This window comes from Citrobacter sp. 172116965 (assembly GCF_013458095.1).
Classification (GTDB): Bacteria; Pseudomonadota; Gammaproteobacteria; order Enterobacterales; family Enterobacteriaceae; genus Citrobacter; species Citrobacter braakii.
Genome location: NZ_CP046673.1, coordinates 4,547,844 through 4,573,742, shown reverse-complemented (window position 1 = coordinate 4,573,742; position 25,899 = coordinate 4,547,844). Strand labels below are relative to the sequence as shown.

At 53.0% G+C, this 25,899-nt stretch carries 25 protein-coding genes and 1 pseudogene; 15 read left to right on the top strand and 11 right to left on the bottom strand.

The features are described 5' to 3' along the window. The first annotated feature begins 15 nt into the window (after positions 1-15). From infB to mtr, 9 genes are all read left to right on the top strand, one after another. Complete coding sequence (infB, locus tag GPJ68_RS22205; protein WP_016154667.1) at positions 16-2,706, top strand: translation initiation factor IF-2; 2,691 nt, start codon at positions 16-18, stop codon at positions 2,704-2,706. Positions 2,707-2,926: 220 nt separating this feature from the next. Then, on the top strand, positions 2,927-3,331 hold the full coding sequence (gene rbfA / locus GPJ68_RS22200) for a 30S ribosome-binding factor RbfA (protein ID WP_003024988.1): 405 nt from the start codon (positions 2,927-2,929) through the stop codon (positions 3,329-3,331). After that, positions 3,331-4,275 (top strand): tRNA pseudouridine(55) synthase TruB, encoded by a 945-nt coding sequence (truB, locus tag GPJ68_RS22195; RefSeq protein WP_047358518.1) that lies wholly within the window; start codon positions 3,331-3,333, stop codon positions 4,273-4,275. The genes rbfA and truB overlap by 1 nt, the downstream gene beginning before the upstream one ends. A 272-nt stretch (positions 4,276-4,547) precedes the next feature. Beyond that, a complete protein-coding gene (gene rpsO, locus GPJ68_RS22190) occupies positions 4,548-4,817 on the top strand; it encodes a 30S ribosomal protein S15 (RefSeq protein ID WP_000059465.1) in 270 nt (89 codons plus the stop codon). Positions 4,818-5,063: 246 nt separating this feature from the next. Then, on the top strand, positions 5,064-7,196 hold the full coding sequence (gene pnp, locus GPJ68_RS22185; protein ID WP_008785911.1) for a polyribonucleotide nucleotidyltransferase: 2,133 nt from the start codon (positions 5,064-5,066) through the stop codon (positions 7,194-7,196). Positions 7,197-7,305: 109 nt separating this feature from the next. Beyond that, complete coding sequence (nlpI, locus tag GPJ68_RS22180) at positions 7,306-8,190, top strand: lipoprotein NlpI (RefSeq protein WP_003024982.1); 885 nt, start codon at positions 7,306-7,308, stop codon at positions 8,188-8,190. A 106-nt stretch (positions 8,191-8,296) separates the two neighbouring features. Then, positions 8,297-8,377: a protein YrbN gene (gene yrbN / locus GPJ68_RS22175; RefSeq protein ID WP_010723222.1), complete on the top strand. Its 81-nt coding sequence runs from the start codon at positions 8,297-8,299 to the stop codon at positions 8,375-8,377. After that, the gene (locus GPJ68_RS22170) at positions 8,370-10,301 is read left to right on the top strand and encodes a DEAD/DEAH family ATP-dependent RNA helicase (RefSeq protein ID WP_047413955.1); all 1,932 of its coding nucleotides are present in this window, start codon (positions 8,370-8,372) and stop codon (positions 10,299-10,301) included. The genes yrbN and GPJ68_RS22170 overlap by 8 nt, the downstream gene beginning before the upstream one ends. Before the next feature lie 153 nt (positions 10,302-10,454). Beyond that, positions 10,455-11,699 (top strand): tryptophan permease, encoded by a 1,245-nt coding sequence (gene mtr, locus GPJ68_RS22165; protein ID WP_016154664.1) that lies wholly within the window; start codon positions 10,455-10,457, stop codon positions 11,697-11,699. A gap of 89 nt (positions 11,700-11,788) precedes the next feature. On the opposite strand, the gene GPJ68_RS22160 is transcribed toward mtr, so the two are convergent. The 3 genes from GPJ68_RS22160 to GPJ68_RS22150 form a co-directional block, all read right to left on the bottom strand. Continuing rightward, entirely contained in the window at positions 11,789-12,796 is a 1,008-nt protein-coding gene (locus GPJ68_RS22160; protein WP_016154663.1) for an LLM class flavin-dependent oxidoreductase, read from the bottom strand. A gap of 80 nt (positions 12,797-12,876) precedes the next feature. Beyond that, entirely contained in the window at positions 12,877-13,755 is an 879-nt protein-coding gene (locus GPJ68_RS22155; RefSeq protein ID WP_049270845.1) for a U32 family peptidase, read from the bottom strand. Between the two features lie 8 nt (positions 13,756-13,763). Continuing rightward, complete coding sequence (locus GPJ68_RS22150) at positions 13,764-14,759, bottom strand: peptidase U32 family protein (RefSeq protein ID WP_016154661.1); 996 nt, start codon at positions 14,757-14,759, stop codon at positions 13,764-13,766. Positions 14,760-14,978: 219 nt separating this feature from the next. Here GPJ68_RS22150 and GPJ68_RS22145 point away from each other — a divergent pair, with 219 nt between their 5' ends. Further along, positions 14,979-15,503, top strand: coding sequence for an SCP2 domain-containing protein (locus GPJ68_RS22145; protein ID WP_016154660.1), 525 nt, complete (start codon positions 14,979-14,981; stop codon positions 15,501-15,503). Beyond that, a complete protein-coding gene (locus GPJ68_RS22140) occupies positions 15,497-16,000 on the top strand; it encodes a GNAT family N-acetyltransferase (protein WP_016157563.1) in 504 nt (167 codons plus the stop codon). The genes GPJ68_RS22145 and GPJ68_RS22140 overlap by 7 nt, the downstream gene beginning before the upstream one ends. On the opposite strand, the pseudogene GPJ68_RS22135 reads toward GPJ68_RS22140, so the two are convergent. Further along, positions 15,987-16,296 (bottom strand): annotated as a pseudogene (locus tag GPJ68_RS22135) (GIY-YIG nuclease family protein). The gene GPJ68_RS22140 and the pseudogene GPJ68_RS22135 overlap by 14 nt on opposite strands. A 43-nt stretch (positions 16,297-16,339) precedes the next feature. Between GPJ68_RS22135 and GPJ68_RS22130 the strand changes: the two are divergent. After that, entirely contained in the window at positions 16,340-16,768 is a 429-nt protein-coding gene (locus tag GPJ68_RS22130; RefSeq protein WP_016157562.1) for a YhbP family protein, read from the top strand. Positions 16,769-16,805: 37 nt separating this feature from the next. Further along, positions 16,806-17,441: an NAD(P)H-binding protein gene (locus tag GPJ68_RS22125; RefSeq protein ID WP_104651719.1), complete on the top strand. Its 636-nt coding sequence runs from the start codon at positions 16,806-16,808 to the stop codon at positions 17,439-17,441. A 49-nt stretch (positions 17,442-17,490) separates the two neighbouring features. Here GPJ68_RS22125 and dolP read toward each other — a convergent pair whose 3' ends face one another. The 4 genes from dolP to GPJ68_RS22105 are packed head-to-tail and all read right to left on the bottom strand — an operon-like array spanning position 17,491 to position 21,105. Then, complete coding sequence (gene dolP, locus GPJ68_RS22120) at positions 17,491-18,066, bottom strand: division/outer membrane stress-associated lipid-binding lipoprotein (RefSeq protein ID WP_003024954.1); 576 nt, start codon at positions 18,064-18,066, stop codon at positions 17,491-17,493. A gap of 9 nt (positions 18,067-18,075) precedes the next feature. Then, the gene (gene diaA, locus GPJ68_RS22115; RefSeq protein WP_003024948.1) at positions 18,076-18,666 is read right to left on the bottom strand and encodes a DnaA initiator-associating protein DiaA; all 591 of its coding nucleotides are present in this window, start codon (positions 18,664-18,666) and stop codon (positions 18,076-18,078) included. Positions 18,667-18,700: 34 nt separating this feature from the next. After that, complete coding sequence (locus GPJ68_RS22110; protein WP_019077774.1) at positions 18,701-19,096, bottom strand: YraN family protein; 396 nt, start codon at positions 19,094-19,096, stop codon at positions 18,701-18,703. After that, positions 19,054-21,105: a penicillin-binding protein activator gene (locus GPJ68_RS22105; protein WP_104651718.1), complete on the bottom strand. Its 2,052-nt coding sequence runs from the start codon at positions 21,103-21,105 to the stop codon at positions 19,054-19,056. The genes GPJ68_RS22110 and GPJ68_RS22105 overlap by 43 nt, the downstream gene beginning before the upstream one ends. Positions 21,106-21,168: 63 nt before the next feature. On the opposite strand from GPJ68_RS22105, the gene rsmI reads away from it, so the two are divergent. Continuing rightward, positions 21,169-22,032 (top strand): 16S rRNA (cytidine(1402)-2'-O)-methyltransferase, encoded by an 864-nt coding sequence (gene rsmI / locus GPJ68_RS22100; RefSeq protein WP_016154652.1) that lies wholly within the window; start codon positions 21,169-21,171, stop codon positions 22,030-22,032. Between the two features lie 149 nt (positions 22,033-22,181). Here rsmI and GPJ68_RS22095 read toward each other — a convergent pair whose 3' ends face one another. After that, positions 22,182-22,901 carry a galactosamine-6-phosphate isomerase gene (locus GPJ68_RS22095; RefSeq protein WP_016157559.1) on the bottom strand — a complete coding sequence of 240 codons (720 nt, stop codon included), beginning with the start codon at positions 22,899-22,901 and terminating at the stop codon, positions 22,182-22,184. A 229-nt stretch (positions 22,902-23,130) separates the two neighbouring features. Here GPJ68_RS22095 and GPJ68_RS22090 point away from each other — a divergent pair, with 229 nt between their 5' ends. Beyond that, positions 23,131-24,339 carry an IS4-like element ISVsa5 family transposase gene (locus tag GPJ68_RS22090; protein WP_001339197.1) on the top strand — a complete coding sequence of 403 codons (1,209 nt, stop codon included), beginning with the start codon at positions 23,131-23,133 and terminating at the stop codon, positions 24,337-24,339. Here the strand turns inward: GPJ68_RS22090 and agaD are convergent. Beyond that, positions 24,308-25,084 carry a PTS galactosamine transporter subunit IID gene (gene agaD / locus GPJ68_RS22085; protein WP_180837004.1) on the bottom strand — a complete coding sequence of 259 codons (777 nt, stop codon included), beginning with the start codon at positions 25,082-25,084 and terminating at the stop codon, positions 24,308-24,310. The genes GPJ68_RS22090 and agaD overlap by 32 nt on opposite strands. After that, positions 25,074-25,874 (bottom strand): PTS galactosamine transporter subunit IIC, encoded by an 801-nt coding sequence (gene agaC, locus GPJ68_RS22080; RefSeq protein ID WP_104651717.1) that lies wholly within the window; start codon positions 25,872-25,874, stop codon positions 25,074-25,076. Before agaC ends, agaD begins: the two co-directional genes overlap by 11 nt. Positions 25,875-25,899: the final 25 nt, after the last annotated feature.

Genomic DNA, 25,899 nt, shown 5'->3' with positions numbered 1-25,899 from the left:
GCAGGAAGGAACAGTATGACAGATGTAACCGTAAAAACGCTGGCTGCAGAGATACAGACCTCCGTGGATCGCCTGGTACAGCAATTTGCTGATGCAGGTATCCCGAAGTCTGCTGACGACTCTGTGTCCGCACAAGAGAAACAAACCTTACTGGCGCATCTGAACCGTGAAAACGGCTCAGCGCCCGATAAGTTGACATTGCAGCGTAAAACGCGCAGTACTCTCAATATTCCAGGTACCGGTGGAAAAAGCAAATCGGTACAAATCGAAGTCCGCAAGACACGCACCTTTGTGAAACGCGATCCGCAAGAGGCTGAACGCCTTGCCGCGGAAGAGCAGGCGCAGCGTGAAGCGGAAGAGCAAGCCCGTCGTGAGGCAGAAGAAGCTGCCAAACGCGAGGCGCAACAAAAAGCCGAACGTGAGGCCGCAGAACAAGCTAAGCGTGAAGCCGCTGATAAAGCGAAACGTGAAGCTGCGGAAAAAGACAAAGTGAGCAATCAACAGACCGACGATATGACTAAAACCGCCCAGGCCGAAAAAGCCCGCCGTGAAAATGAAGCCGCAGAACTGAAGCGTAAAGCGGAAGAAGAAGCACGTCGCAAGCTTGAAGAAGAAGCGCGCCGCGTAGCGGAAGAAGCTCGCCGTATGGCGGAAGAAAACGAGAAGAATGGTGTGAATAACGCTGAACCTGTTGAAGATACCAGCGATTATCACGTCACCACCTCTCAGCATGCTCGCCAGGCAGAAGACGAGAACGATCGTGAAGTAGAAGGCGGCCGTGGTCGTACTCGCAGCACGAAAGCAGCGCGTCCGGCGAAGAAAGGTAACAAACACGCTGAATCTAAAGCTGACCGTGAAGAAGCGCGTGCAGCGGTTCGCGGCGGTAAAGGCGGTAAGCAGCGTAAAGGTTCCGCTCTGCAGCAGGGCTTCCAGAAGCCGGCTCAGGCCGTTAACCGTGACGTTGTGATCGGCGAAACCATCACCGTTGGCGATCTGGCGAACAAGATGGCAGTCAAAGGTTCTCAGGTCATCAAAGCGATGATGAAGCTGGGCGCAATGGCGACCATTAACCAGGTCATCGACCAGGAAACCGCACAGCTGGTTGCCGAAGAGATGGGCCACAAAGTTATCCTGCGTCGTGAAAACGAGCTGGAAGAAGCAGTAATGAGCGACCGTGACACCGGCGCTGCGGCAGAACCGCGCGCACCGGTAGTGACCATCATGGGTCACGTTGACCACGGTAAAACATCTCTGCTGGACTACATTCGCTCCACGAAAGTTGCCTCTGGCGAAGCGGGTGGCATTACTCAGCACATCGGTGCGTACCATGTTGAAACTGACAACGGTATGATCACTTTCCTGGATACCCCGGGTCACGCCGCGTTTACCTCCATGCGTGCTCGTGGTGCTCAGGCAACGGATATCGTTGTTCTGGTTGTTGCAGCAGATGACGGCGTGATGCCGCAGACTATTGAAGCTATCCAGCACGCGAAAGCGGCAGGTGTGCCGGTAGTGGTTGCAGTCAACAAAATCGATAAACCAGAAGCGGATCCAGATCGCGTTAAAAACGAACTGTCCCAGTACGGCATCATGCCGGAAGATTGGGGCGGCGAGAGCCAGTTCGTCCACGTTTCTGCGAAAGCGGGTACCGGTATCGACGAACTGCTGGATGCTATCCTGCTGCAGGCCGAAGTACTGGAACTGAAAGCTGTGCGTAAAGGTATGGCGAGCGGTGCGGTTATCGAATCCTTCCTGGATAAAGGTCGTGGTCCGGTTGCTACCGTGCTGGTACGTGAAGGTACGCTGAACAAAGGCGACATCGTACTGTGTGGTTTCGAATACGGCCGCGTTCGCGCGATGCGTAACGAACTGGGTCAGGAAGTACTGGAAGCGGGTCCGTCCATTCCGGTGGAAATCCTGGGTCTGTCCGGTGTTCCGGCTGCGGGTGACGAAGTTACCGTTGTTCGTGACGAGAAGAAAGCCCGTGAAGTTGCACTGTACCGTCAGGGCAAATTCCGTGAAGTTAAACTGGCTCGTCAGCAGAAATCTAAACTGGAGAACATGTTCGCCAACATGACCGAAGGCGAAGTTCACGAAGTGAACATCGTTCTGAAGGCCGATGTTCAGGGTTCTGTAGAAGCGATTTCCGACTCTTTACTGAAACTGTCTACCGACGAAGTAAAAGTGAAGATTATCGGTTCTGGCGTAGGTGGTATCACCGAAACCGACGCGACCCTGGCTGCGGCATCCAACGCGATTCTGGTTGGCTTCAACGTCCGTGCTGATGCCTCTGCACGTAAAGTTATCGAATCAGAAAGCCTGGATCTGCGTTACTACTCCGTCATCTATCATCTGATCGACGAAGTGAAAGCAGCGATGAGCGGCATGCTGTCTCCGGAACTGAAACAGCAGATCATTGGTCTGGCTGAAGTTCGTGATGTGTTCAAATCACCGAAATTCGGCGCTATCGCAGGCTGTATGGTTACCGAAGGCACGATTAAACGTCACAACCCAATCCGCGTACTGCGCGACAACGTGGTTATCTATGAAGGCGAGCTGGAATCCCTGCGCCGCTTCAAAGATGACGTCAACGAAGTCCGTAACGGCATGGAATGTGGTATCGGCGTTAAGAACTACAACGACGTTCGCGTTGGCGATATGATCGAAGTGTTCGAGATTATCGAGATCAAACGTACCATCGCATAATCTTCGTCGTCTTTTGGGCCGCAACTGCGTTGGCTGCGCTCGATCACCCCGGTCACATAGTTATCTATGCTCCCGGGGATTTACGAGTTTGCCGCCTTACTGCAACCCAAAATCCTTAGAAGATGATTAAGTGTAGGCTGGGGAAGCGAAGCGCCACCCGGCAAGAAATTTAAAAAGGGGCTTATGGCCCCTTTTTTGTCTTTATTCTGGAGAATTTATTATGGCGAAAGAATTTGGTCGCCCACAGCGTGTCGCGCAGGAGATGCAGAAAGAAATCGCACTCATCCTGCAACGCGAAATCAAAGACCCGCGTGTTGGTATGATGACCACCGTATCGGGTGTTGAGATGTCCCGAGACCTGGCATACGCTAAAGTGTTCGTGACTTTCCTCAACGATCAGGACGAAGCTGCCGTGAAAAACGGCATTAAGGCACTGCAGGAAGCCTCTGGTTTTATCCGCTCTTTGCTGGGTAAAGCAATGCGTCTGCGTATCGTGCCTGAGCTGACCTTCTTCTACGACAATTCGTTAGTTGAAGGGATGCGCATGTCCAACCTGGTGACCAGCGTGGTGAAACATGACGATGAGCGTCGTGTGAACCCAGCGGACGACAGCAAGGAGGACTGATGAGTCGTCCTCGTCGTCGTGGTCGCGACATTCACGGTGTTCTACTGCTGGATAAGCCGCAGGGCATGTCCAGCAATGACGTACTGCAAAAAGTAAAGCGCATCTACAATGCCAACCGCGCGGGACATACCGGCGCGCTGGATCCGCTGGCAACAGGCATGCTGCCTATCTGCCTCGGTGAAGCGACTAAGTTTTCCCAGTATTTGCTGGATTCTGACAAACGCTATCGTGTGGTTGCCCGTCTGGGCCAGCGTACCGACACCTCCGATGCCGATGGGCAAATCGTGCAGGAGCGTCCTGTAACCTTCAGCGCAGAGCAGCTTGCCAGCGCGCTGGAGACTTTCCGCGGCGATATCGAGCAGATTCCGTCAATGTATTCGGCGCTGAAGTACCAGGGTAAAAAGCTGTACGAATATGCGCGTCAGGGCATTGAAGTGCCGCGTGAAGCGCGCCCGATTACCGTCTATGAGCTGCTGTTTATTCGCCACGAAGGTAACGAGCTGGAGCTGGAAGTTCACTGCTCCAAAGGCACTTATATTCGCACCATCGTTGACGATCTCGGTGAGAAGCTGGGCTGCGGCGCGCACGTAACGTATCTGCGTCGTCTGACGGTCAGCAAGTATCCGGTGGATCGTATGGTTACGCTGGAACATCTGCATGAGCTGGTTGAACAGGCCGAACAGCAGAACATTCCGGCGGCGCAGCTGCTTGATCCTTTGCTGATGCCAATGGACAGTCCTGCATCGGACTACCCTGTTGTTAATTTGCCTTTAACATCCTCGGTTTACTTTAAAAATGGTAACCCGGTACGGACGTCAGGTGCGCCGCTGGAAGGGCTGGTGCGCGTCACGGAAGGCGATGACGGCAAGTTTATCGGCATGGGGGAGATGGACGATGAAGGTCGTGTCGCCCCTCGTCGCCTGGTGGTTGAGTATCCTGCATAGCGCTCTCTGTCTTGCGATAAAAGGGCGCTGCGAGTAGAATACTGCCGCTTAACGTCGCGTAAATTGTTTAACAATCTGCGTGGCGTGTACACAAAATCATTCGAGCTGCATCAAGGCGGCAGGTCTGAGGATCCTCAGGAGCTTACTCAGGTAAGTGACCGAGGTGAGCGGACACAGCCAGCGCAGGGTCAGTTTGAAGAAGGCGTGTATACACTGGGATAGCTGAATTAGAGATCGGCATCCTTTCATTCTTAACACTTTGGAGTTTTAAAATGTCTCTAAGTACTGAAGCTACCGCTAAAATCGTTTCTGAGTTTGGTCGTGATGCAAACGACACCGGTTCTACCGATGTTCAGGTTGCTCTGTTGACTGCACAGATTAACCACCTGCAGGGCCACTTTGCAGAGCACAAAAAAGATCACCACAGCCGTCGTGGTCTGCTGCGCATGGTTTCTCAGCGTCGTAAACTGCTCGACTACCTGAAACGTAAAGATGTTGCACGTTACACCGCGCTGATCGAGCGTCTGGGTCTGCGTCGCTAATTCTTTCGAGTTTCAGAAAGAGGGGGCCTTCATGGCCCCTTTTTTCCAGCAGATGGCAGCAATTCGCTGGAAACTAATGTATTGTTGCTATGAATGATCTTCCGTTGCAGAGGTTCGCGCGGCTAATGAGAGGCTTTACTCATGCTTATGGGTTAGGGTTGTCATTAGTCGCGAGGATGCGCAGAAGATCGGGTATTAACGATGGCGCAAAAATGTGCCGTCAAAAAATAGAGAAAGGATATTAATTTGCTTAATCCGATCGTTCGTAAATTCCAGTACGGTCAGCATACCGTTACGCTGGAAACCGGCATGATGGCGCGTCAGGCGACTGCCGCTGTTATGGTTAGCATGGATGACACTGCGGTATTCGTTACCGTTGTTGGCCAGAAAAAAGCGAAACCAGGCCAGGACTTTTTCCCACTGACCGTTAACTATCAGGAGCGTACCTACGCTGCTGGCCGTATCCCGGGGAGCTTCTTCCGTCGTGAAGGCCGTCCGAGTGAAGGCGAAACTCTGATCGCGCGTCTGATTGACCGCCCGGTTCGCCCGCTGTTCCCGGAAGGCTTCGTTAACGAAGTTCAGGTTATCGCGACCGTTGTTTCCGTTAACCCGCAGGTTAACCCGGATATCGTGGCAATGATTGGTGCATCTGCTGCGCTGACTCTGTCTGGCATCCCATTCAACGGCCCGATCGGTGCTGCACGTGTTGGTTACATCAATGACCAGTACGTACTGAACCCGACTCAGGATGAACTGAAAGAAAGCAAGCTGGACCTGGTTGTTGCTGGTACTGAAGCTGCCGTACTGATGGTTGAATCCGAAGCTGAACTGCTGAGCGAAGACCAGATGCTGGGCGCTGTAGTATTCGGCCACGAACAGCAGCAGGTTGTTATTCAGGCTATCAACGAGCTGGCGAAAGAAGCTGGCAAACCGCGTTGGGACTGGCAGCCAGAAGCCGTCAACGAAGCGCTGAACGCACGCGTTGCCGCACTGGCAGAAGCTCGTCTGAGCGATGCTTACCGTATCACCGACAAACAAGAGCGTTACGCTCAGGTTGACGTGATCAAATCTGAAACCATCGCAACTCTGGTGGCTGAAGACGAAACCCTGGACGCTAACGAACTGGGTGAAATCCTGCACGCTATCGAGAAAAATGTTGTTCGCAGCCGCGTACTGGCAGGCGAGCCGCGTATCGATGGTCGTGAAAAAGACATGATCCGTGGTCTGGACGTGCGTACTGGTGTTCTGCCGCGTACCCACGGTTCCGCACTGTTCACCCGTGGCGAAACTCAGGCGCTGGTTACTGCGACCCTGGGCACCACTCGTGATGCGCAGAACCTTGACGAGCTGATGGGCGAGCGTACTGACAACTTCCTGTTCCACTACAACTTCCCTCCGTACTGCGTAGGTGAAACCGGTATGGTCGGTTCTCCGAAGCGTCGTGAGATTGGTCACGGTCGTCTGGCGAAGCGTGGCGTACTGGCAGTGATGCCGGAACTGGATAAATTCCCGTACACCGTACGTGTGGTTTCTGAAATCACCGAATCTAACGGTTCTTCTTCCATGGCTTCCGTATGTGGTGCTTCTCTGGCGCTGATGGACGCAGGCGTGCCGATCAAAGCTGCCGTTGCGGGTATCGCGATGGGTCTGGTGAAAGAAGGCGACAACTTTGTTGTTCTGTCTGACATCCTGGGCGACGAAGACCACCTGGGCGATATGGACTTCAAAGTGGCGGGTTCCCGCGACGGTATCTCTGCACTGCAGATGGATATCAAAATTGAAGGTATCACCAAAGAGATCATGCAGGTTGCTCTGAACCAGGCTAAAGGTGCGCGTCTGCACATCCTGGGTGTGATGGAACAAGCGATCAACGCACCGCGTGGTGACATTTCTCAGTTCGCTCCGCGTATCCACACCATCAAGATCAGCCCGGACAAGATCAAAGACGTTATCGGTAAAGGCGGTTCTGTTATCCGTGCTCTGACCGAAGAAACCGGCACCACCATTGAAATTGAAGATGATGGTACTGTGAAGATTGCTGCGACCGACGGCGAGAAAGCGAAATATGCTATCCGTCGTATCGAAGAGATCACCGCAGAGATCGAAGTAGGCCGTATCTACAATGGTAAAGTGACCCGTATCGTTGACTTTGGCGCATTCGTTGCCATTGGTGGCGGTAAAGAAGGTCTGGTACACATCTCTCAGATCGCTGACAAACGCGTTGAGAAAGTGACCGATTACCTGCAGATGGGCCAGGAAGTACCGGTCAAAGTTCTGGAAGTAGATCGCCAGGGCCGTGTACGTCTGAGCATTAAAGAAGCAACTGAGCAGTCTCAGCCTGCAGGCGAACCGGAAGCTCCGGCAAGCCAGGGCGAGTAAGGTTGCCATTGCCCTCCGTGAAAGCGGAGGGCTTTTAACCCGGCAGGACGCCTTGTTAGCAACCGGGGAACCTGGACGTTCATTCAATCGTTGTCTTCGGGAGTGGGAAATGAAGCCTTTTTTGCGCTGGTGTTTCGTTGCGACAGCACTCACGCTGGCTGGATGCAGTAATTCCGCCTGGCGTAAGAGTGAAGTCCTCGCAGTACCATTGCAACCGACTTTGCAGCAGGAAGTGATTCTGGCACGTATGGAACAAATTCTTGCCAGTCGGGCTTTAACCGATGACGAACGCGCACAGCTTTTATATGAGCGCGGAGTGTTGTATGATAGTCTCGGTCTGAGGGCACTGGCGCGAAATGATTTTTCACAAGCGCTGGCAATCCGACCAGATATGCCTGAAGTATTCAATTACTTAGGTATATATTTAACGCAGGCAGGCAATTTTGATGCTGCCTATGAAGCGTTTGATTCTGTACTTGAGCTTGATCCAACTTACAACTACGCGCACTTAAATCGCGGTATCGCATTGTATTACGGCGGTCGCGACAAGTTAGCGCAAGATGATCTGCTAGCGTTTTATCAAGACGATCCCAATGATCCTTTCCGTAGTCTGTGGCTTTATCTCGCCGAGCAGAAGCTCGATGAGAAGCAGGCTAAAGAAGCGTTAAAGCAACGCTTTGAGAAATCGGATAAAGAGCAATGGGGATGGAACATTGTCGAGTTCTACCTGGGCAACATTAGCGAAGCAACGCTGATGGAACGCCTAAAGGCGGACGCAACGGATAACACCTCGCTCGCTGAGCATCTCAGTGAAACCAACTTCTATTTAGGTAAGTACTACCTAAGTCTGGGGGATTTGGATAACGCTACGGCATTGTTCAAACTGGCGGTGGCTAACAACGTTCATAACTTTGTTGAGCACCGATACGCATTGTTGGAATTATCGCTCCTGGGCCAGGACCAAGATGACCTGGCAGAATCGGACCAGCAATAGCTGACGTACACATCAGCCCGTAATCTTTTTTGATTGCCATCACCTTCACGGGTGAGGGCGTTGTTGTTCGTTAATACACCTACTTTGAGCCGGTTCACACTTTTCAATGAAAATTGCAGATCAATTTCATGATGAGTTATGTAGACTGGCCGCCATTAATTTTGAGGCACACGTACTACATGGCTGAATTCGAAACCACTTTTGCAGATCTGGGCCTGAAGGCTCCTATCCTTGAAGCCCTTACCGATCTGGGTTACGAAAAACCATCTCCAATCCAGGCAGAGTGCATTCCGCATCTGCTGGGCGGCCGCGATGTTCTGGGTATGGCCCAGACGGGTAGCGGCAAAACTGCAGCGTTCTCTTTACCGCTGCTCAACAATCTTGATCCTGAGCTGAAGGCACCTCAGATTCTGGTGCTGGCACCGACCCGCGAACTGGCGGTTCAGGTTGCAGAAGCCATGACGGATTTTTCTAAACACATGCGCGGCGTGAACGTGGTTGCCCTGTACGGTGGCCAACGTTATGACGTGCAATTACGTGCCCTGCGTCAGGGACCACAGATCGTTGTCGGTACGCCGGGCCGTCTGCTGGACCACCTGAAGCGCGGTACTCTGGACCTCTCCAAACTGAGCGGTCTGGTACTGGACGAAGCTGATGAAATGCTGCGTATGGGCTTCATCGAAGACGTTGAAACCATCATGGCGCAGATCCCGGAAGGTCATCAGACCGCTCTGTTCTCCGCGACTATGCCGGAAGCGATTCGTCGTATTACCCGCCGCTTTATGAAAGAGCCGCAGGAAGTACGCATTCAGTCCAGCGTAACTACCCGTCCTGACATCAGCCAGAGCTACTGGACCGTCTGGGGCATGCGTAAAAATGAAGCGCTGGTGCGTTTCCTGGAAGCAGAAGACTTTGATGCGGCGATTATCTTCGTTCGTACCAAAAATGCGACCCTGGAAGTGGCAGAAGCGCTGGAGCGTAGCGGTTATAGCAGCGCTGCACTGAACGGCGACATGAACCAGTCCCTGCGTGAGCAGACTCTGGAGCGTCTGAAAGATGGCCGTCTGGATATTCTGATTGCTACCGACGTTGCGGCCCGTGGCCTGGACGTTGAGCGTATCAGCTTGGTTGTTAACTACGACATCCCGATGGATTCCGAATCTTACGTTCACCGTATCGGCCGTACCGGTCGTGCGGGCCGTGCGGGTCGTGCGCTGCTGTTCGTTGAGAACCGTGAGCGTCGTCTGCTGCGTAACATCGAACGCACCATGAAGCTGACTATTCCGGAAGTAGAACTGCCGAACGCAGACCTGCTGGGCAAACGCCGTCTGGAAAAATTCGCCGCTAAAGTACAGCAGCAGCTGGAAAGCAGCGATCTGGATCAGTACCGTGCTCTGCTGGCGAAAATGCAGCCGGAAGAAGAACTGGATATCGAAACGCTGGCAGCCGCACTGTTGAAAATGGCTCAGGGCGAACGTCCGCTGATCCTGCCGCCAGATGCGCCGATGCGTCCGAAACGCGAATTCCGCGACCGTGACGATCGTGGTCCGCGTGACCGCAACGATCGTGGCCCGCGTGGTGACCGTAATGAGCGTGGTGGTGAAGACCGTCCGCGTCGTGAACGTCGTGACGTTGGCGATATGCAGCTGTACCGCATTGAAGTGGGCCGTGATGACGGTGTTGAAGTCCGTCATATCGTTGGTGCGATTGCTAACGAAGGCGATATCAGCAGCCGTTACATCGGTAACATCAAGCTGTTTGCTTCCCACTCAACCATCGAGCTGCCGAAAGGTATGCCGGGCGACGTGCTGCAGCACTTTACCCGTACTCGCATCCTGAACAAGCCGATGAACATGCAGCTGGTTGGCGATGCAGTTCCGCACACCGGTGGTGAGCGTCGTGGCGGTGGCCGTTTCAGCGGTGAGCGTCGTGAAGGTGGTCGTGGCGAAGGTCGTGGTTTCAGCGGCGAGCGTCGTGAAGGCGGTCGTAGCGAAGGTCGTCGTTTCAGCGGCGAACGTCGTGAAGGCAACCGCGGTCCGCGTCGTGACGATTCTTCTGCTCCGCGTCGTGATGATTCCGCTGGTCGTCGTCGTTTCGGTGGTGATGCGTAATCCATGCGAAATTACGGTTTAATACCGTAAAGTAAAATATACAGCCCCGATCTCAATAATCGGGGCTTTTTTTATTTCATTTGTACTCGTGTACTGGTACAGTGCAGCACATTGAAATGTAGTCACAATATAAATGACTGGAGAGATGGCTAAATGGCAACACTAACCACCACCCAAACGTCACCTTCGCTGCTTGGCGGCGTGGTGATCATCGGCGGCACCATTATTGGCGCGGGGATGTTTTCTCTGCCAGTGGTCATGTCCGGGGCGTGGTTCTTCTGGTCAATGGCGGCGCTGATCTTCACCTGGTTTTGCATGCTGCACTCCGGGCTGATGATCCTTGAAGCTAACCTCAATTACCGCATTGGTTCCAGCTTTGACACCATCACGAAAGATCTGCTGGGCAAAGGCTGGAACGTTGTGAACGGCATCTCGATTGCTTTCGTTCTCTATATCCTTACCTATGCGTATATCTCGGCGAGTGGTTCGATCCTGCATCACACCTTCTCGGAGATGTCGCTGAACGTTCCGGCGCGTGCGGCGGGTCTTGGTTTTGCGCTGCTGGTGGCGTTCGTGGTGTGGTTAAGCACCAAAGCGGTTAGCCGCATGACGGCGATTGTGCTGGGCGCGAAGGTGATTACTTTTTTCCTGACCTTCGGCAGTCTGCTGGGGCATGTTACGCCCACGACGCTGTTTAACGTGGCGCAGAGCAACGCTTCGTATACGCCGTACCTGCTGATGACGTTACCGTTCTGCCTGGCCTCATTCGGCTATCACGGCAACGTCCCGAGCCTGATGAAGTATTACGGCAAAGATCCGAAGACCATCGTTAAGTGCCTGGTGTACGGCACGCTGCTGGCGCTGGTGCTGTATACCGTATGGTTGCTGGGGACGATGGGTAACATCCCGCGTCCGGAATTTATCGGTATTGCGCAGCAGGGCGGTAACATTGATGTGCTGGTACAGGCGCTGAGCGGCGTGCTGAACAGCCGCAGTCTGGATCTGCTGCTGGTGGTGTTCTCCAACTTTGCGGTGGCGAGTTCATTCCTCGGGGTCACGCTCGGTCTGTTTGACTATTTGGCGGATCTGTTTGGCTTTGATGACTCGGCAATGGGACGTTTTAAAACGGCATTGCTGACGTTTGTCCCGCCGATTGTCGGTGGCCTGCTGTGGCCGAACGGTTTCCTGTACGCCATTGGCTATGCAGGGCTTGCCGCGACCATCTGGGCCGCCATTGTTCCGGCGCTGCTGGCCCGTAAATCCCGCGAGCGTTTCGGCAGCCCGAAATTCCGTGTCTGGGGCGGCAAGCCGATGATTGCGCTGATCCTGGTATTCGGCATCGGCAACGCGGTTATCCATATTCTGTCGAGCGTGAATTTGTTGCCTGTGTACCAGTAACCTTTTAGTGCCGGATGGCGGTTGCGCCTTATCCGGCCTATACGATCTCGTAAGCCCGGTAAGCGAAGCGCCACCGGGCAAAACAACGATTACCCCACCAACTCTTCTTTCACCTGCATCGCCAGGTCAAACGAATGTAGCCGTGCCTGATGATCAAAAATCTGGCCGTTAACCATAATTTCATCGGCCTGGGTTTCACGCAAAATGGCGTCGAGACCGTGTCGCACTTTCGCCTTATCACCAACCAGCGACATGCTCAGAGCCTGTTGTACGCCGTACTGCTCGGAAGCGGACCACAGCTGATGCATATTCTCTACCGGTGGCGGTAGCTGGCCGGTTTCGCCACGACGCAGTTTCACAAACGCCTGCTGCATTGAGGTGAAAAGAAATTCGGCATCGCGGTTGCTGTCGGCGGCAATGATGTTGATGCACACCATCGCATACGGCTTTGCCAGACGCGCTGAGGGCTTGAACTGGGTGCGATACAGATGCAGCGCCTGATGCAACATATCCGGAGCAAAGTGCGAGGCGAAGGCAAATGGCAGGCCGAGCTGGGCTGCCAGCTGTGCGCTGTACAGGCTGGAGCCTAATAACCAGACCGGGATCTGCTCGCCGTAGCCGGGAACCGGGCGTACATGAGGATTTGGATCGCGGGCGTCGAACCAGTCCACCAGTTCAGCTACGTCGCGCGGGAAGTTATCGATATCACCACTCATATGGCGGCGCAACGCGCGCATGGTCGGCTGGTCGCTACCCGGCGCGCGGCCAAGCCCGAGATCGATTCGCCCCGGATACAGCGTATTCAGGGTACCGAACTGCTCGGCGATCACCAGCGGCGAATGGTTGGGCAGCATAACGCCGCCAGAACCAAGATGCAGCGTGGTGGTATTGGCAGCCAGATAGCCAATCAGCACAGAGGTCGCCGCGCTGGCGATGCCGGTCATGTTGTGATGTTCTGCCAGCCAGTAGCGGTGGTAGCCGCGCTTTTCGGCCAGTCGAGCGAGATCAAGCGAGTGTGTGAAGGCCTCTTTTGCCGAAGATCCTTCAGGGATCGGCGCCAGATCCAGCACCGAGAACGGAATAGTTTTGTCAGTCATAACGGCTCACTTTGTTACCGGTTAATCTTTTAATACTGCATTAAAGATTAGCGAATGTTGTTAACAAAGTGAGCTATTAATCACGGCTGTAGTTCAAGACCTGCCAGCCGTTTCCAGTAGCCGTTGCAGTCGCTGTGGGCAGCAAGCGGCAATGGGGCAGTGCCATTTTCATTGGCGCGGAAGGCATCAAGCATGGCGAACGTGTCGTTGCCTGAAGGGGACAGACGCACAATATCAACCAGACCCTGCATCGATGTCAACTCGTTGCCGAGGTTGTAAACATAGCCGCTCATAGTCTGGATGCCGTTGAGGACAAAGACCTGCTGATTCTCCTGCGACAGCACATCGCGCCCATTCGGGTATTTGATGCAGCAGGTTTCACACTCGTCTTTTGGACGGTCTTCAGAGCGTGCGGTAAAGCAGCGGGCAGAGTACGCCAGCGGCAGATGCCCGTAGCTCAGTACCTCTACTTCAAACTGATTGCGAATACCCAGCTCTTCACACTGGTTAAGCAGATTGACCAGCCAGTCACGGGACAGTTCTACCGGCATACACCAGCGCACCATGCCCTGCCTGAGCAGCAAACGCAGGGTTACCGCGTTGTAGCAGTTGAGCGCATGCCCGGCGACAAACGGCAGCTTACGCTCGGCACACATGTTTACCACGCCGAGATCGCTGGCTTCCAGCAGGAAGTCGCCGTTTTCGACATAGCGCTTCAGTTCTCCCAGCTCAGAGGAGGCCTGCACCAGCGCCAGCGTTGACAGCACCACCTGTTTACCGCTGCCAGCGAGCGATTTCGCCATATCGATCCAGTCGCCTACTTTGGTAGCGCGGCGTTTACTGCACACCGCTTCGCCAAGATAGATAACGTCGGCCTGGCTGGTGGCGGCCTGCTGATAAAAATCTTCCAGCGTTTCTTTCGGCCAGTACCACAGCACCGGCCCTAAGGAATATTTCATTGCTTCTCTCACTGCCATTTACGGTGATACGCGCCAAGCGTGGTCTGCGTGCCTTCGGACATTGAACCGAGCGTTTCCATCCACGCGGCCTGTGGGGCGTAGTTTTGCGGGTCGGCCATACAGCGGTCGATCGCCTGGCGCCACACTTTCGCCACCTGGCTGACGTAGGCCGGGCTACGCTGACGCCCTTCGATTTTCACCGAGGCAATATTGGCCGCCAGCAGTTCTGGCAGCAGCTCCAGCGTATTCAGGCTGGTGGGTTCTTCCAGCGCATGATAGCGCTCGCCATCAACCAGATAGCGGCCTTTACACAGCGTCGGATAACCGGCGTTTTCTCCGTCCTGATAGCGGTCGATCAGCACTTCATTAAGACGGGATTCCAGCCCTTGTTGGGTCTGCTGCCAGCGAACAAAACGGGCAGGAGAGCAGGCGCCAACCGTATTAGGAGACTCGCCCGTCAGATAGGATGAAAGATAGCAGCGGCCTTCCGCCATAATGCACAGACTGCCAAAGGCGAACACTTCCAGGGGAACTGGCGTGACGCGAGCGAGCTGCTTCACCTGGTGAATAGACAGTACGCGCGGCAGTACCACGCGGGCGACATCAAAGTTGCGATGATAGAAATTAATCGCCTCTTCATTGGTTGCGGATGCCTGAACAGAGACATGACGCTCAATATGCGGGTAGCGCTCTGCGGCATACTCAAGCATGGCGAGGTCGGCGAGGATCAGCGCATCCGCACCCAGTTGCGCCGCCATATCTACGGCACGTTGCCAGCGCGCGTAACCATCCGGATGCGCAAAGGTGTTAATCGCGATGTGCAGCTTACGGCGGTGCTGATGGACAAAACTCACCGCTTCCTGCAATTTTTTCTCGGTAAAATTAAGGCCGGCGAAATGACGGGCGTTGGTATCATCTTTCAGCCCGATGTAGACCGCATCAGCGCCGTTCTCGATGGCCGCCTTAAGCGCCGGGAGGTTTCCGGCAGGGCAGAGCAGCTCCATAATTTATCCTGAACGTTGCGCCGTAAAGGGCGCAGAAATGTTAACGAAGAGGGATTTTAGTTAACCTTGCTGAGACAATTTTTGATTTGAGGCAGTTAAAGTCGTATTGGTGATACCAATAAGAGGTAACAATTTCGTAGCGAATTGTTGATTTATGCCGCTATGTCGTTTATTTGATATGGCAAAATAGCAGGATAATTGAAACAGGGAGTAAAGCTCGTGTTGGATAAACTGCGTTCACGCTTAGTACATTTTGGTCCTTCTCTGATGAGTGTACCGGTTAAACTGACGCCCTTTGCGCTGAAGCGCCAGGTTCTGGAGCAGGTCCTGAGCTGGCAGTTTAGTCAGGCGCTGGCCGATGGGGAGCTGGAGTTTCTCGACGGTCGCTGGCTGAGCATTCATGTGCGTGACATTGGCCTTAAATGGTATACCTCTGTTGAGAACGATAAACTTATCGTCAGCCAGAATGCAGAGGCGGATGTGAGTTTTAGCGCGGATGCCAGCGATCTCCTGATGATCGCGGCGCGTAAGCAGGATCCGGATACGCTGTTCTTCCAGCGTCGCCTGGTGATTGAAGGTGATACAGAATTAGGGCTGTATGTTAAAAATCTGATGGACGCCATCGAACTGGATCAGATGCCTAAAGCGTTGCGCGTCATGCTGATGCAGTTGGCGGATTTTGTTGAGGCGGGAATGAAAACGTCGCCAGAAACCAAACAGACTTCGGTAGGTGAGCCATGCTGATTCGAGTTGAAATTCCCATTGATGCCCCAGGTATTGATGCATTGCTGCGTCGTTCATTTGAGAGCGATGCGGAAGCGAAATTAGTGCACGACCTGCGTGAAGACGGTTTCATAACGCTGGGTCTGGTTGCTACCGATGACGAAGGTCAGGTAGTGGGTTACGTCGCGTTCAGCCCTGTCGATGTCCAGGGCGAAGACCTGCAATGGGTAGGCATGGCACCGCTCGCGGTGGATGAAAACTACCGTGGGCAGGGCCTGGCGCGTCAGCTGGTCTATGAAGGACTCGATTCCCTGAACGAGTTTGGTTACGCCGCGGTGGTTACGCTGGGCGATCCGGCGCTGTACAGCCGCTTTGGTTTTGAGCTGGCTGCCCATCATGACCTGCGTTGCCGCTGGCCGGGTACCGAAAGCGCGTTCCAGGTTCATCGCCTGGCGGACGATGCGCTGGAGGGTGTGACGGGCCTTGTGGAATACCACGACTACTTCAATCGTTTTTAAGCGCCGGGGGTTTGCAGGCTGCTCAGTAGTGCCTCAAGCCCTTCGCCTTCAACAAGGCGCTCTTTCTGCCGCTTTGTAAGCTGTTTGACGCGATATTCTAAGCGCAGGGCCAGCGAACGGTCGCCGACCTGAGCCGCAAATGCCAACGTGAGTTCCCCCTTTCCGCGCAGCGCCTTCGCGCCTTTCCCACTTTGATGCTGCTTATAGCGGCGCTGCACATCGGTGGTTATTCCGGTGTATAAGGCGTTGTCCGCAGTACGGATCAGGTACAGATACCAGGGTGTCATTGTCACCATCGACGTGATAATTTTCAGGCCTACAGTATAAAAGAGAACAGAAATGGAAACACTGACTGCGGTGACCCGCTGGCTGGCAAAGCAGCACGTCGTGACCTGGTGTGTACATCATGACGGTGAATTATGGTGCGCCAATGCGTTTTACCTGTTTGATGCGCAGAAGATGGTGTTCTATGTGCTGACCGAAGAAAAAACGCGCCATGCGCAGATGTCCGGGCCGCGCGCGCCGATTGCCGGCACGGTAAATGGTCAGCCCAAAACGGTCGCCCTGATTCGTGGCGTACAGTTTAAAGGGGAAATCCGGCGTCTTGAAGGGCAGGAGAGTGAAGCCGCGCGTAACGCCTACAACCGCCGTTTCCCGGTCGCCAGAATGCTGCCTGCGCCCGTGTGGGAGATTCGACTGGATGAAGTCAAATTCACGGACAACACGCTGGGCTTTGGCAAAAAAATGCACTGGCAACGTGATCTATAGTTAATAGAGTGATTAAAGAGTCAGGGGAAGATTAGCGATGAGTCAGGTGTTAATAACAGGCGCAACGGGGCTGGTAGGCGGAAATTTGCTGCGTATGCTGCTCAATGAACCCCGGGTCAATGCCATCACGGCGCCGACGCGTCGACCGCTGGCTGATACGGCTGGCGTCTATAATCCCTATGATCCGCAGCTAACTGATGCGCTGGCGCAGGTCACCGATCCGGTAGATATTGTCTTTTGTTGTCTGGGAACCACCCGGCGTGAAGCGGGTAGCAAAGAAGCGTTTATCCATGCTGACTATACGCTGGTGGTGGACACGGCCCTGACGGGGCGTCGGTTGGGCGCTCAGCATATGCTGGTGGTCAGTTCGATGGGTGCCAATGCCAATTCACCGTTTTTTTATAACCGGGTGAAAGGGGAAATGGAGCAGGCGCTGATCGCGCAAAATTGGCCGCGGCTGACGATTGTTCGGCCTTCAATGTTACTCGGAGAACGGGATAAACAGCGGGCGAATGAGAGGTTTTTAGCGCCGTTATTTCAGCTGCTGCCGGGGAACTGGAAGTCTATTGAGGCGCGTGATGTAGCCCGGGCTATGCTGGCGGAGGCACTGGCGCCTGGACATGAAGGCGTTTCGATCCTGACCTCTTCCGAACTGCGCGAAAGAGCCAAATAAAATGCCGGAGAGGACGCTCTGGCGTCGCCATCCGGCATTTGTAGCAGTCTTACTTAATAAACGTAAAAGCCGTCGTGACGCGTTTCACGCCGCTTACCCGGCTGGCGATGTCTGCCGCAGCCTTCGCTTCACGTTCAGTTACCAGACCCAACAGAAACACTTCCCCGTTTTCGGTGGTGACTTTCACGTTAGAGGATTTCACCTGATCGCTGGTCAGCAACTGGGAACGTACTTTAGTGGTTATCCAGGTATCGTTAGACGCATCGCCCAGGCCGATTGGCTGACCCTGACGGATCTCGTTAAAGACCTCAGTAGTACCTTCTACGCCCATCGCAATCTGTTTTGCCCGCGCAGACAGTTCGCTATTTGGCGACTGACCGACCAGCAGCACTTTACCCTGATACGCGCTCACGTTGATACGCGCCTCTTTCTTGATCTGGGCATCTTTCGACAACGCGGTATTGACGCGTAATTCCAGGGTTCCGTCATCTACCTGGGTGCCTACACTGCGAGGATCCGTCGCGGCTTTGGTGCCGACAGCAGCAGTTCCGACAACGGCGGCAGCGACACAGCCTTGCAGTAGCAGGGCAGCGATAATCACAGCAAGCGGCGAAAATGCCTTCATGTGTACTCCTTAATCATCCTGGTGAGGGAAAAGCGTGTTATCGATGAGATCGCAAAGGCAGTTGACCGTCAGCATATGCATTTCCTGAACGCGGGCGCTGTGGTGTGAAGGGATACGGATTTCAACATCCTGCGGCCCCAGTAACCCGGCCAGCTCCCCTCCGTCATACCCGGTCAGTGCGACAATTGTCATGTCGCGTGTCACGGCGGCTTCAACGGCTTTTACGATATCGCGGCTATTACCACGCGTAGAGATTGCCAGTAGAACATCACCTGCATGTCCCAGCGCACGGACTTGTTTTGCATAAACTTCGTCGTGCAGGCGATCGTTGGCAATCGCAGTTAAGACCACATTATCAGTATTTAGTGCAATCGCAGGTAAACTTGGGCGCTCTGTTTCAAAACGATTGATCATGCTGGCAGCAAAATGCTGTGCGTTGGCAGCGGACGTCCCATTACCACAACAGAGAATTTTGTTGCCATTGAGCAGGGACTGAACCAGCGTCATGGCTGCACGGGAGATCGCATCCGGAAGTGCTTCAGCCGCAGCTATCTGAGTTTGAATGCTTTCTGTAAAGCAGACTTTAATTCTATCTAACACGCTAATCCTTAAGAACCAGGCTCTGAATCTTCAACTATGAGCGGTCGTTGAACGCGTCCTTAAACCACTCAACATCATTTCCGGTGAAGGCTAACACATCGAACCGGCAATCCACAGTATCAAAACTTCCATTGTGGCGCGCAAGCCACAAGCGGGCAGTCTGTAATAATTTGTGTTGTTTGCTCCGGGTCACACTCGCCGCTGCACCGCCAAACTGGGCTGAGCGCCGATAGCGAACCTCAACAAATACGGTGGTGTTGCCTTCACGCATTATCAGGTCGATTTCGCCGCCACGCTCATGCACGTTGGCGGCGATAAAATGCAGTCCCTTGCTCTGCAGCCAGTCACGCGCGGTGGATTCCCACGCGTCACCGGTCTGTTTACTCGTTAACTGGCGGGGACGACTTGTCCTTGCTGGTATTTGAGCCATGATAACTTCCTGTTAATCACACAATCCTGCGTTGCGGTTAAGGCTCCGGTGTTGCCGTTAATTTCGAAACCCTGCACCTGACGCATTTGCGAGAAGTGGTTGGCAAGCGACCAGGCATCGACGCCCATCGCGTACATACGTGCCAGCGAGTAGTCGTTACGAACCGCGCCCAGCGCCTGCTGCATGAGAGGGGCGTTAGCGCCTGCCAGCATCGGAATTTCGCTGTACTGCAAGCCTTCCATCTCCAGACGGAAATCCGGGCCGGCAGTTCCCTGCGCGCTACGGGAGCTGGCGTACAGCGTGGCACCGCTCTGGCTACCGTTGCGCATGGCGATCATCGGCTTTATAAATGCAATTTCTTCCGGCGTTGCCAGAATATATACGGCATCAACACGACCGCTGCCGCCGGTGATTTGCGCATCGGTAGGTGCTGCCGGAATGGTCAGACCGCCAATCGTCACGCCAGGCTGCGCGGGTACAGAAGAGGCCACCGGGCTGCCCGTCAGGGAAATCCCCGAGCCGCCGTTGACGCCCATTTTCAGCTCAGCGGTGGAGCCGAACTTCTGCTGCAGCACCACGCCGCCACCCAGTTTTTGCCACTCCTGTGCAAAGGCGTTGGCAACGCGATCGCCTAACGAACTCCGCGGGATCAACAACAGCGGCGTCTGTTTTCCTTGATCGCGAATGTGGCGTGCTGCGTCGCGCGCTTCATCTTCTGGCGACAGAGCGAAGTAGCAGACGTTCGGCAGGTTTTTCACCGACTCCGGCTGATTAAGCGCCAGGACGTTTAATGGCGTGTTGCTTTTCATCAGCTCTTCAACATTGTTCTTCAACAGTGGGCCAACCACTATGCTGGCGCCATCCTGCTGAACCTGAGTCAGGATCTGATTCAGCGGCTGTGATGACGTGTCGTAGATTTTCAGCTCCGCGGACGGATTCGCTGGTGCGCTGGCGGTTGTTGGCTGTGCAGGCGCTGTTGGTTGTGGAGCTGTAGCTTCTGGCTGTGCTGGCGTCTCGTTGGTCAGATCGCTTACTGACGCCTGAGCCGGGCTGGCAACACCGTCAGTCGTTTGCGGCTGTTCCGTGGTCGTCGCAGCCGCTGTATCCGCAGCAGGCGCGGCAACAGCAGGGGCCGCTACGGGTTGAGTACCCATATTTTTCGCAGCTTCAAAGCCTTGCTGAATAGTACGGCCAAATACAGCGGCCTGACCGTTCAGCGGCAGCAGCAGAGCAATTTTGCTGGTGGAAGCGGGTTTAAAGCTCTGCACGTTAACCAACTGCGTTGGCAACAGTTTTGCCCCCGGGTTTTGTGGATAACGTTTCTGCCAGTCAGCAATACCGGCTTTCATCATGTCTGGATCGTTACGGTTATCGAACCAGACGCGCTGGAGATCTAACCAGCCTTGCAGCACGTTTTCATCCGCATTGATGACCAACGCCTGCGCTTGCTCCTGGGTCATGGATGACAGAGCCTGCCAGGTGGCATCCATGTTTTTCTGCTTAGCGTTCGCGGCCAGCAGCGGTTCCTGGGCGATCAGGGCGCGCAGTAGCGTCAGCGATGGACGACCCTGGTTGACGTCGATTTGCGCCTGCCAGTATCTCGCCTGCTGGTTTTGATCAAAATCGGCGGGGGTTAGCTTATCCAGCAGGGCCTGTGCGCCAGCGACATCTTTCTGCGCGAGCTTAATTTCGACGGCCAGCAGTGACTGCTCACGACGCTGGGTATCGCTTAGCTTCTGTGGTAGCTGGTTGAACAGCTCGAAAGCCTGCTGGCTCTTGCCTTCTTTCAGCAGTGCACGAATGGCGAGTAATTGCCAGTTGGTCTTGCTATCATCTGAGCTTTGCTGCATTTGTTGCAGATAAAAGCCGGAATCAGCCTGCGCAGTGCCCTGCATATGGGCTGCACTCTGGTCTGGCGCCTGGGTGCCACAGCCTGCGAAAATCAGTGCAGCCAGAATGACTGGTAGCGCGCGTGCGGCTTTCAAACGAGAAAATGTTGAGGGTACCATACTGTATCCAGTGATATTTTTTTACTCAATGCTCAATATTAAATCGGCAATACGGACGACACAATGAAACAACACGAATCGGCGGATAATTCTCAAGGCCAACTCTTTATTGTACCTACTCCTATAGGAAATTTGGCTGATATTACCCAACGAGCGCTCGAAGTTTTACAAGCCGTTGATTTGATTGCCGCTGAAGACACTCGTCATACAGGACTCTTGTTACAACACTTCGCGATTAACGCGCGTTTGTTCGCTTTACATGATCACAACGAGCAACAAAAGGCCGAAACGCTGGTGGCGAAGCTTAAAGAAGGGCAAAACATTGCGCTGGTTTCCGATGCCGGAACGCCGCTGATTAACGATCCTGGCTACCATCTGGTACGGACCTGTCGCGAAGCAGGGATCCGCGTTGTTCCCCTGCCAGGCCCTTGCGCGGCGATTGCTGCCCTGAGCGCTGCAGGTCTGCCTTCAGACCGCTTTTGCTATGAAGGTTTTCTGCCTGCCAAATCGAAAGGGCGTCGTGATGCGATGAAAGCCATTGAGGCTGAACCGCGTACGCTTATTTTTTATGAATCCACCCACCGTTTGCTGGATAGCCTGGAAGACATGGTTGCCGTCTGGGGCGAATCCCGCTACGTGGTGTTGGCGCGTGAGTTGACCAAAACCTGGGAAACCATTCACGGTGCGCCGGTCGGCGAACTGCTGGCGTGGGTCAAGGAAGATGAAAACCGTCGTAAAGGCGAAATGGTGCTGATTGTCGAAGGACACAAAGCGCAAGAAGACGACCTTCCGGCTGATGCGCTGCGTACGTTGGCCTTATTGCAGGCAGAGCTGCCGCTGAAAAAGGCCGCCGCACTGGCCGCTGAGATCCACGGCGTGAAGAAGAATGCGCTGTATAAGTACGCGCTGGAACAGCAGGGGGAGTAAGAAGGCCTGGATTAATCACCGGCTTGTCGGAAGAAATGTCGGAAGAAATGTCGGAAGAAATGTCGGAAGAAATCGCTGAAAGCGTTGCAGTTAAAAGGCAAACTGCAACGCGTTGCTGCGTCAGGGGGATGTGGCGGTTGCTGTAAATTTTATTTATCAGGATATTGTGAGCCGTCAATCAGGCAACTGACATTGCGGTGCAACCATAAAAATGAAGCAGGAATAGTAGTAGTAACGGAGGCGGCTAGGTATTTTTCTACCGCATCGTGCTTCCCTTCACCTGCTATCAGCAACAAAATCTCTTTTGCATTCAGGATGTCTTTCAATCCCAGCGTAATGCCGTGAGTCACACGACTACCAGCTGTTTTTAACATGTCATGATGGCGCGTTTTCTCCTCAAGTACGCTGATATGGCAAAACGGCTCCAGGAGCTCTGTGGGTTCATTCAATCCCAAATGGCCATTTTTGCCTATTCCGAGCAGACATAAATCGAGGCCGCCTCGGCTGGCAATAATCTCTGTGATGCGCTCGCATTCCTGCTCGTTAACATTTTCAGATTGAAAACCAACCAACTGTTCAGCTCGTAAACCCAGCGGTTGAGCGATGTGTTGTTGCAGGAAAGATTCACACGTTGCAGGAGAGTTCAACGGAATACCGACCCACTCATCCAATTTCACGAAAACCACTCGATTAAAATCGATATTACGTTGGTTAATTTTCTCGACAAAGTAGCGATATGTGAGAAGGGGGGTGCCTCCTGTTGCCAGACAGATGGTTGCATCAGGTTTATTCTGTATCAGCGTAATTAACTGTTCGCTGGCGCGATCGCTCAATACGTCATAATTGTCGCAATACTGAATATATTGCATTTTTCGAGTCCTTTTGAAGTAGGGTGTTGCAGGCTGCTTCACCCTTATTTCGTTTAAAGTATGCCGAGTGCTGAAGAGATAATTGACAGTACAAACGTCACGCCGATTAACAGTACTGGATGCTGATGAATCCCCTAATGATTTTGGTAAAAATCATTAAGTTAAGGTGGATACACATCTTGTCATATGATCAAATGGTTTCGCGAAAAATCAATAATCAGACAACAAGATGTGCGAACTCGATATTTTACACGACTCTCTTTACCAATTCTGCCCCGAATTACACTTAAAACGACTCAACAGCTTAACGTTGGCTTGCCACGCATTACTTGACTGTAAAACTCTCACTCTTACCGAACTTGGCCGTAACCTGCCAACCAAAGCGAGAACAAAACATAACATCAAACGAATCGACCGATTGTTAGGTAATCGTCACCTCCACAAAGAGCGACTCGCTGTATACCGTTGGCATGCTAGCTTTATCTGTTCGGGCAATACGATGCCCATTGTACTTGTTGACTGGTCTGATATTCGTGAGCAAAAACGACTTATGGTATTGCGAGCTTCAGTCGCACTACACGGTCGTTCTGTTACTCTTTATGAGAAAGCGTTCCCGCTTTCAGAGCAATGTTCAAAGAAAGCTCATGACCAATTTCTAGCCGACCTTGCGAGCATTCTACCGAGTAACACCACACCGCTCATTGTCAGTGATGCTGGCTTTAAAGTGCCATGGTATAAATCCGTTGAGAAGCTGGGTTGGTACTGGTTAAGTCGAGTAAGAGGAAAAGTACAATATGCAGACCTAGGAGCGGAAAACTGGAAACCTATCAGCAACTTACATGATATGTCATCTAGTCACTCAAAGACTTTAGGCTATAAGAGGCTGACTAAAAGCAATCCAATCTCATGCCAAATTCTATTGTATAAATCTCGCTCTAAAGGCCGAAAAAATCAGCGCTCGACACGGACTCATTGTCACCACCCGTCACCTAAAATCTACTCAGCGTCGGCAAAGGAGCCATGGGTTCTAGCAACTAACTTACCTGTTGAAATTCGAACACCCAAACAACTTGTTAATATCTATTCGAAGCGAATGCAGATTGAAGAAACCTTCCGAGACTTGAAAAGTCCTGCCTACGGACTAGGCCTACGCCATAGCCGAACGAGCAGCTCAGAGCGTTTTGATATCATGCTGCTAATCGCCCTGATGCTTCAACTAACATGTTGGCTTGCGGGCGTTCATGCTCAGAAACAAGGTTGGGACAAGCACTTCCAGGCTAACACAGTCAGAAATCGAAACGTACTCTCAACAGTTCGCTTAGGCATGGAAGTTTTGCGGCATTCTGGCTACACAATAACAAGGGAAGACTTACTCGTGGCTGCAACCCTACTAGCTCAAAATTTATTCACACATGGTTACGCTTTGGGGAAATTATGAGGGGATCTCTCAGTACTGGATGTGCTTTTTTCACCCGCAACAGGTAGTACATCAGTAACGTGTAGCCCATCGGTAAAATATTCGGGAATACTTTGTCGAAAAAATCCTGCTGTAATGCCACGCTGTGGGTACTGTCGATTGCAAAAGAAGTTACAACGTTAATGTGCACATAGGATGCGATAAGCCCGCCAATAACTGTGATCCCGAGGATCGTTGCTGAGCGGGCGATCATCTGCGAATTTTCTCGTACTTTGTCGATAGCTTTAACACCTACCGAGTAACCGACATGCGTCCAGCCGACGCGCAAGAAAAAGATCATCAAATAAACGGCGAAAAACAAAATTGGTCCCAGTATGTTTCCCTGGCTGGCGAAAGATGAACAGATCCCCGCCATAATAGGCAGTAAGGTGAACCAGAAAATGGCATCGCCGATCCCGGCGATAGGTCCAAATAGCGCCACTTTCAAGCCTTTAATTGTGTCGCGGTTTTCCCTCTTTTCTTCCATTGAGATCAATAATCCCATTAGAAAACCGACCAGATTAGGATGGGTATTGATAAATTCTAAATGGTCTTTCATCGCCGCGCTTAGACCGGCTTTATCATCCTTATAAATTTTTTTTAGTACCGGGAGCATAGCCCAGGTAAAACCACCTGCCTGCATCCTTTCATAGTTAAAGCTGGCCTGAAGAAATGACGAGCGAAAGCCAAGGCGAGTAATGTCTTTTTTACTGATTTCAGATCCCATTGCTATAGTCCTCTTCTTCATTGTTTTTATTAGTGGCAAGTTGAGCCTGCTGTTTGGCTTTCGCATTGAAAAATTCATATACGGCGAAGCCTGCGCCCAATACGGCGACGGGCAGTAGGTTGTTAACCTGGATGTAGCAGACGAAGAGGAAGCCAGCAATCAGGTAAGGTATGTACTGTGCTTTAAACATCACGCGGAGCAACAAACCAAAACCAACAGCAGGCAAAATGCCCCCCGCCACTTCAAATCCATGTGTTAACCAGGCGGGCATGGCTTTTACCAGTGACTGCATAGCGCCCTGTGCCAGATACGTACACAGGAAGGCGATGATGGCGTATGAAGAAGCAACAATCAGTGTTGTCAGCCAGTTCAGACGCGTAAATGCGCTTGTGTTTGCTTCTCTCGCACAGTTATCGGCTTTTGCCATAAACAGAGAGAATGCTGAGTAAAAGAACAATATTACGTATTGCATTAGAAGGCTGAAGGGCAAACCAAGACCGATGGCTGTTTTGGCATCCACGCCGGTAGACCATGCGATAACAGTGGTCATTAAACCGGCCATTATTGGATTGGGTGGCTGTACGCCGCCCGCTGGCGTTAGGCCAGCAAATGCCAGCTCGGTCAAACCACCGGTGATGAGGCCAATATGAATATCACCGAGAATTGCACCGGTTAGCGTACATACGATAATGGGCCTGAACAAAAATAGGGCTTCCAGCCAAAAGTCGATCCCCAATACGAAGACTAATGCAGCCAGGGATATACCTTGTACAAGTGTTATCTCATGCATTTTATACCTCGAAAAATATAAATCC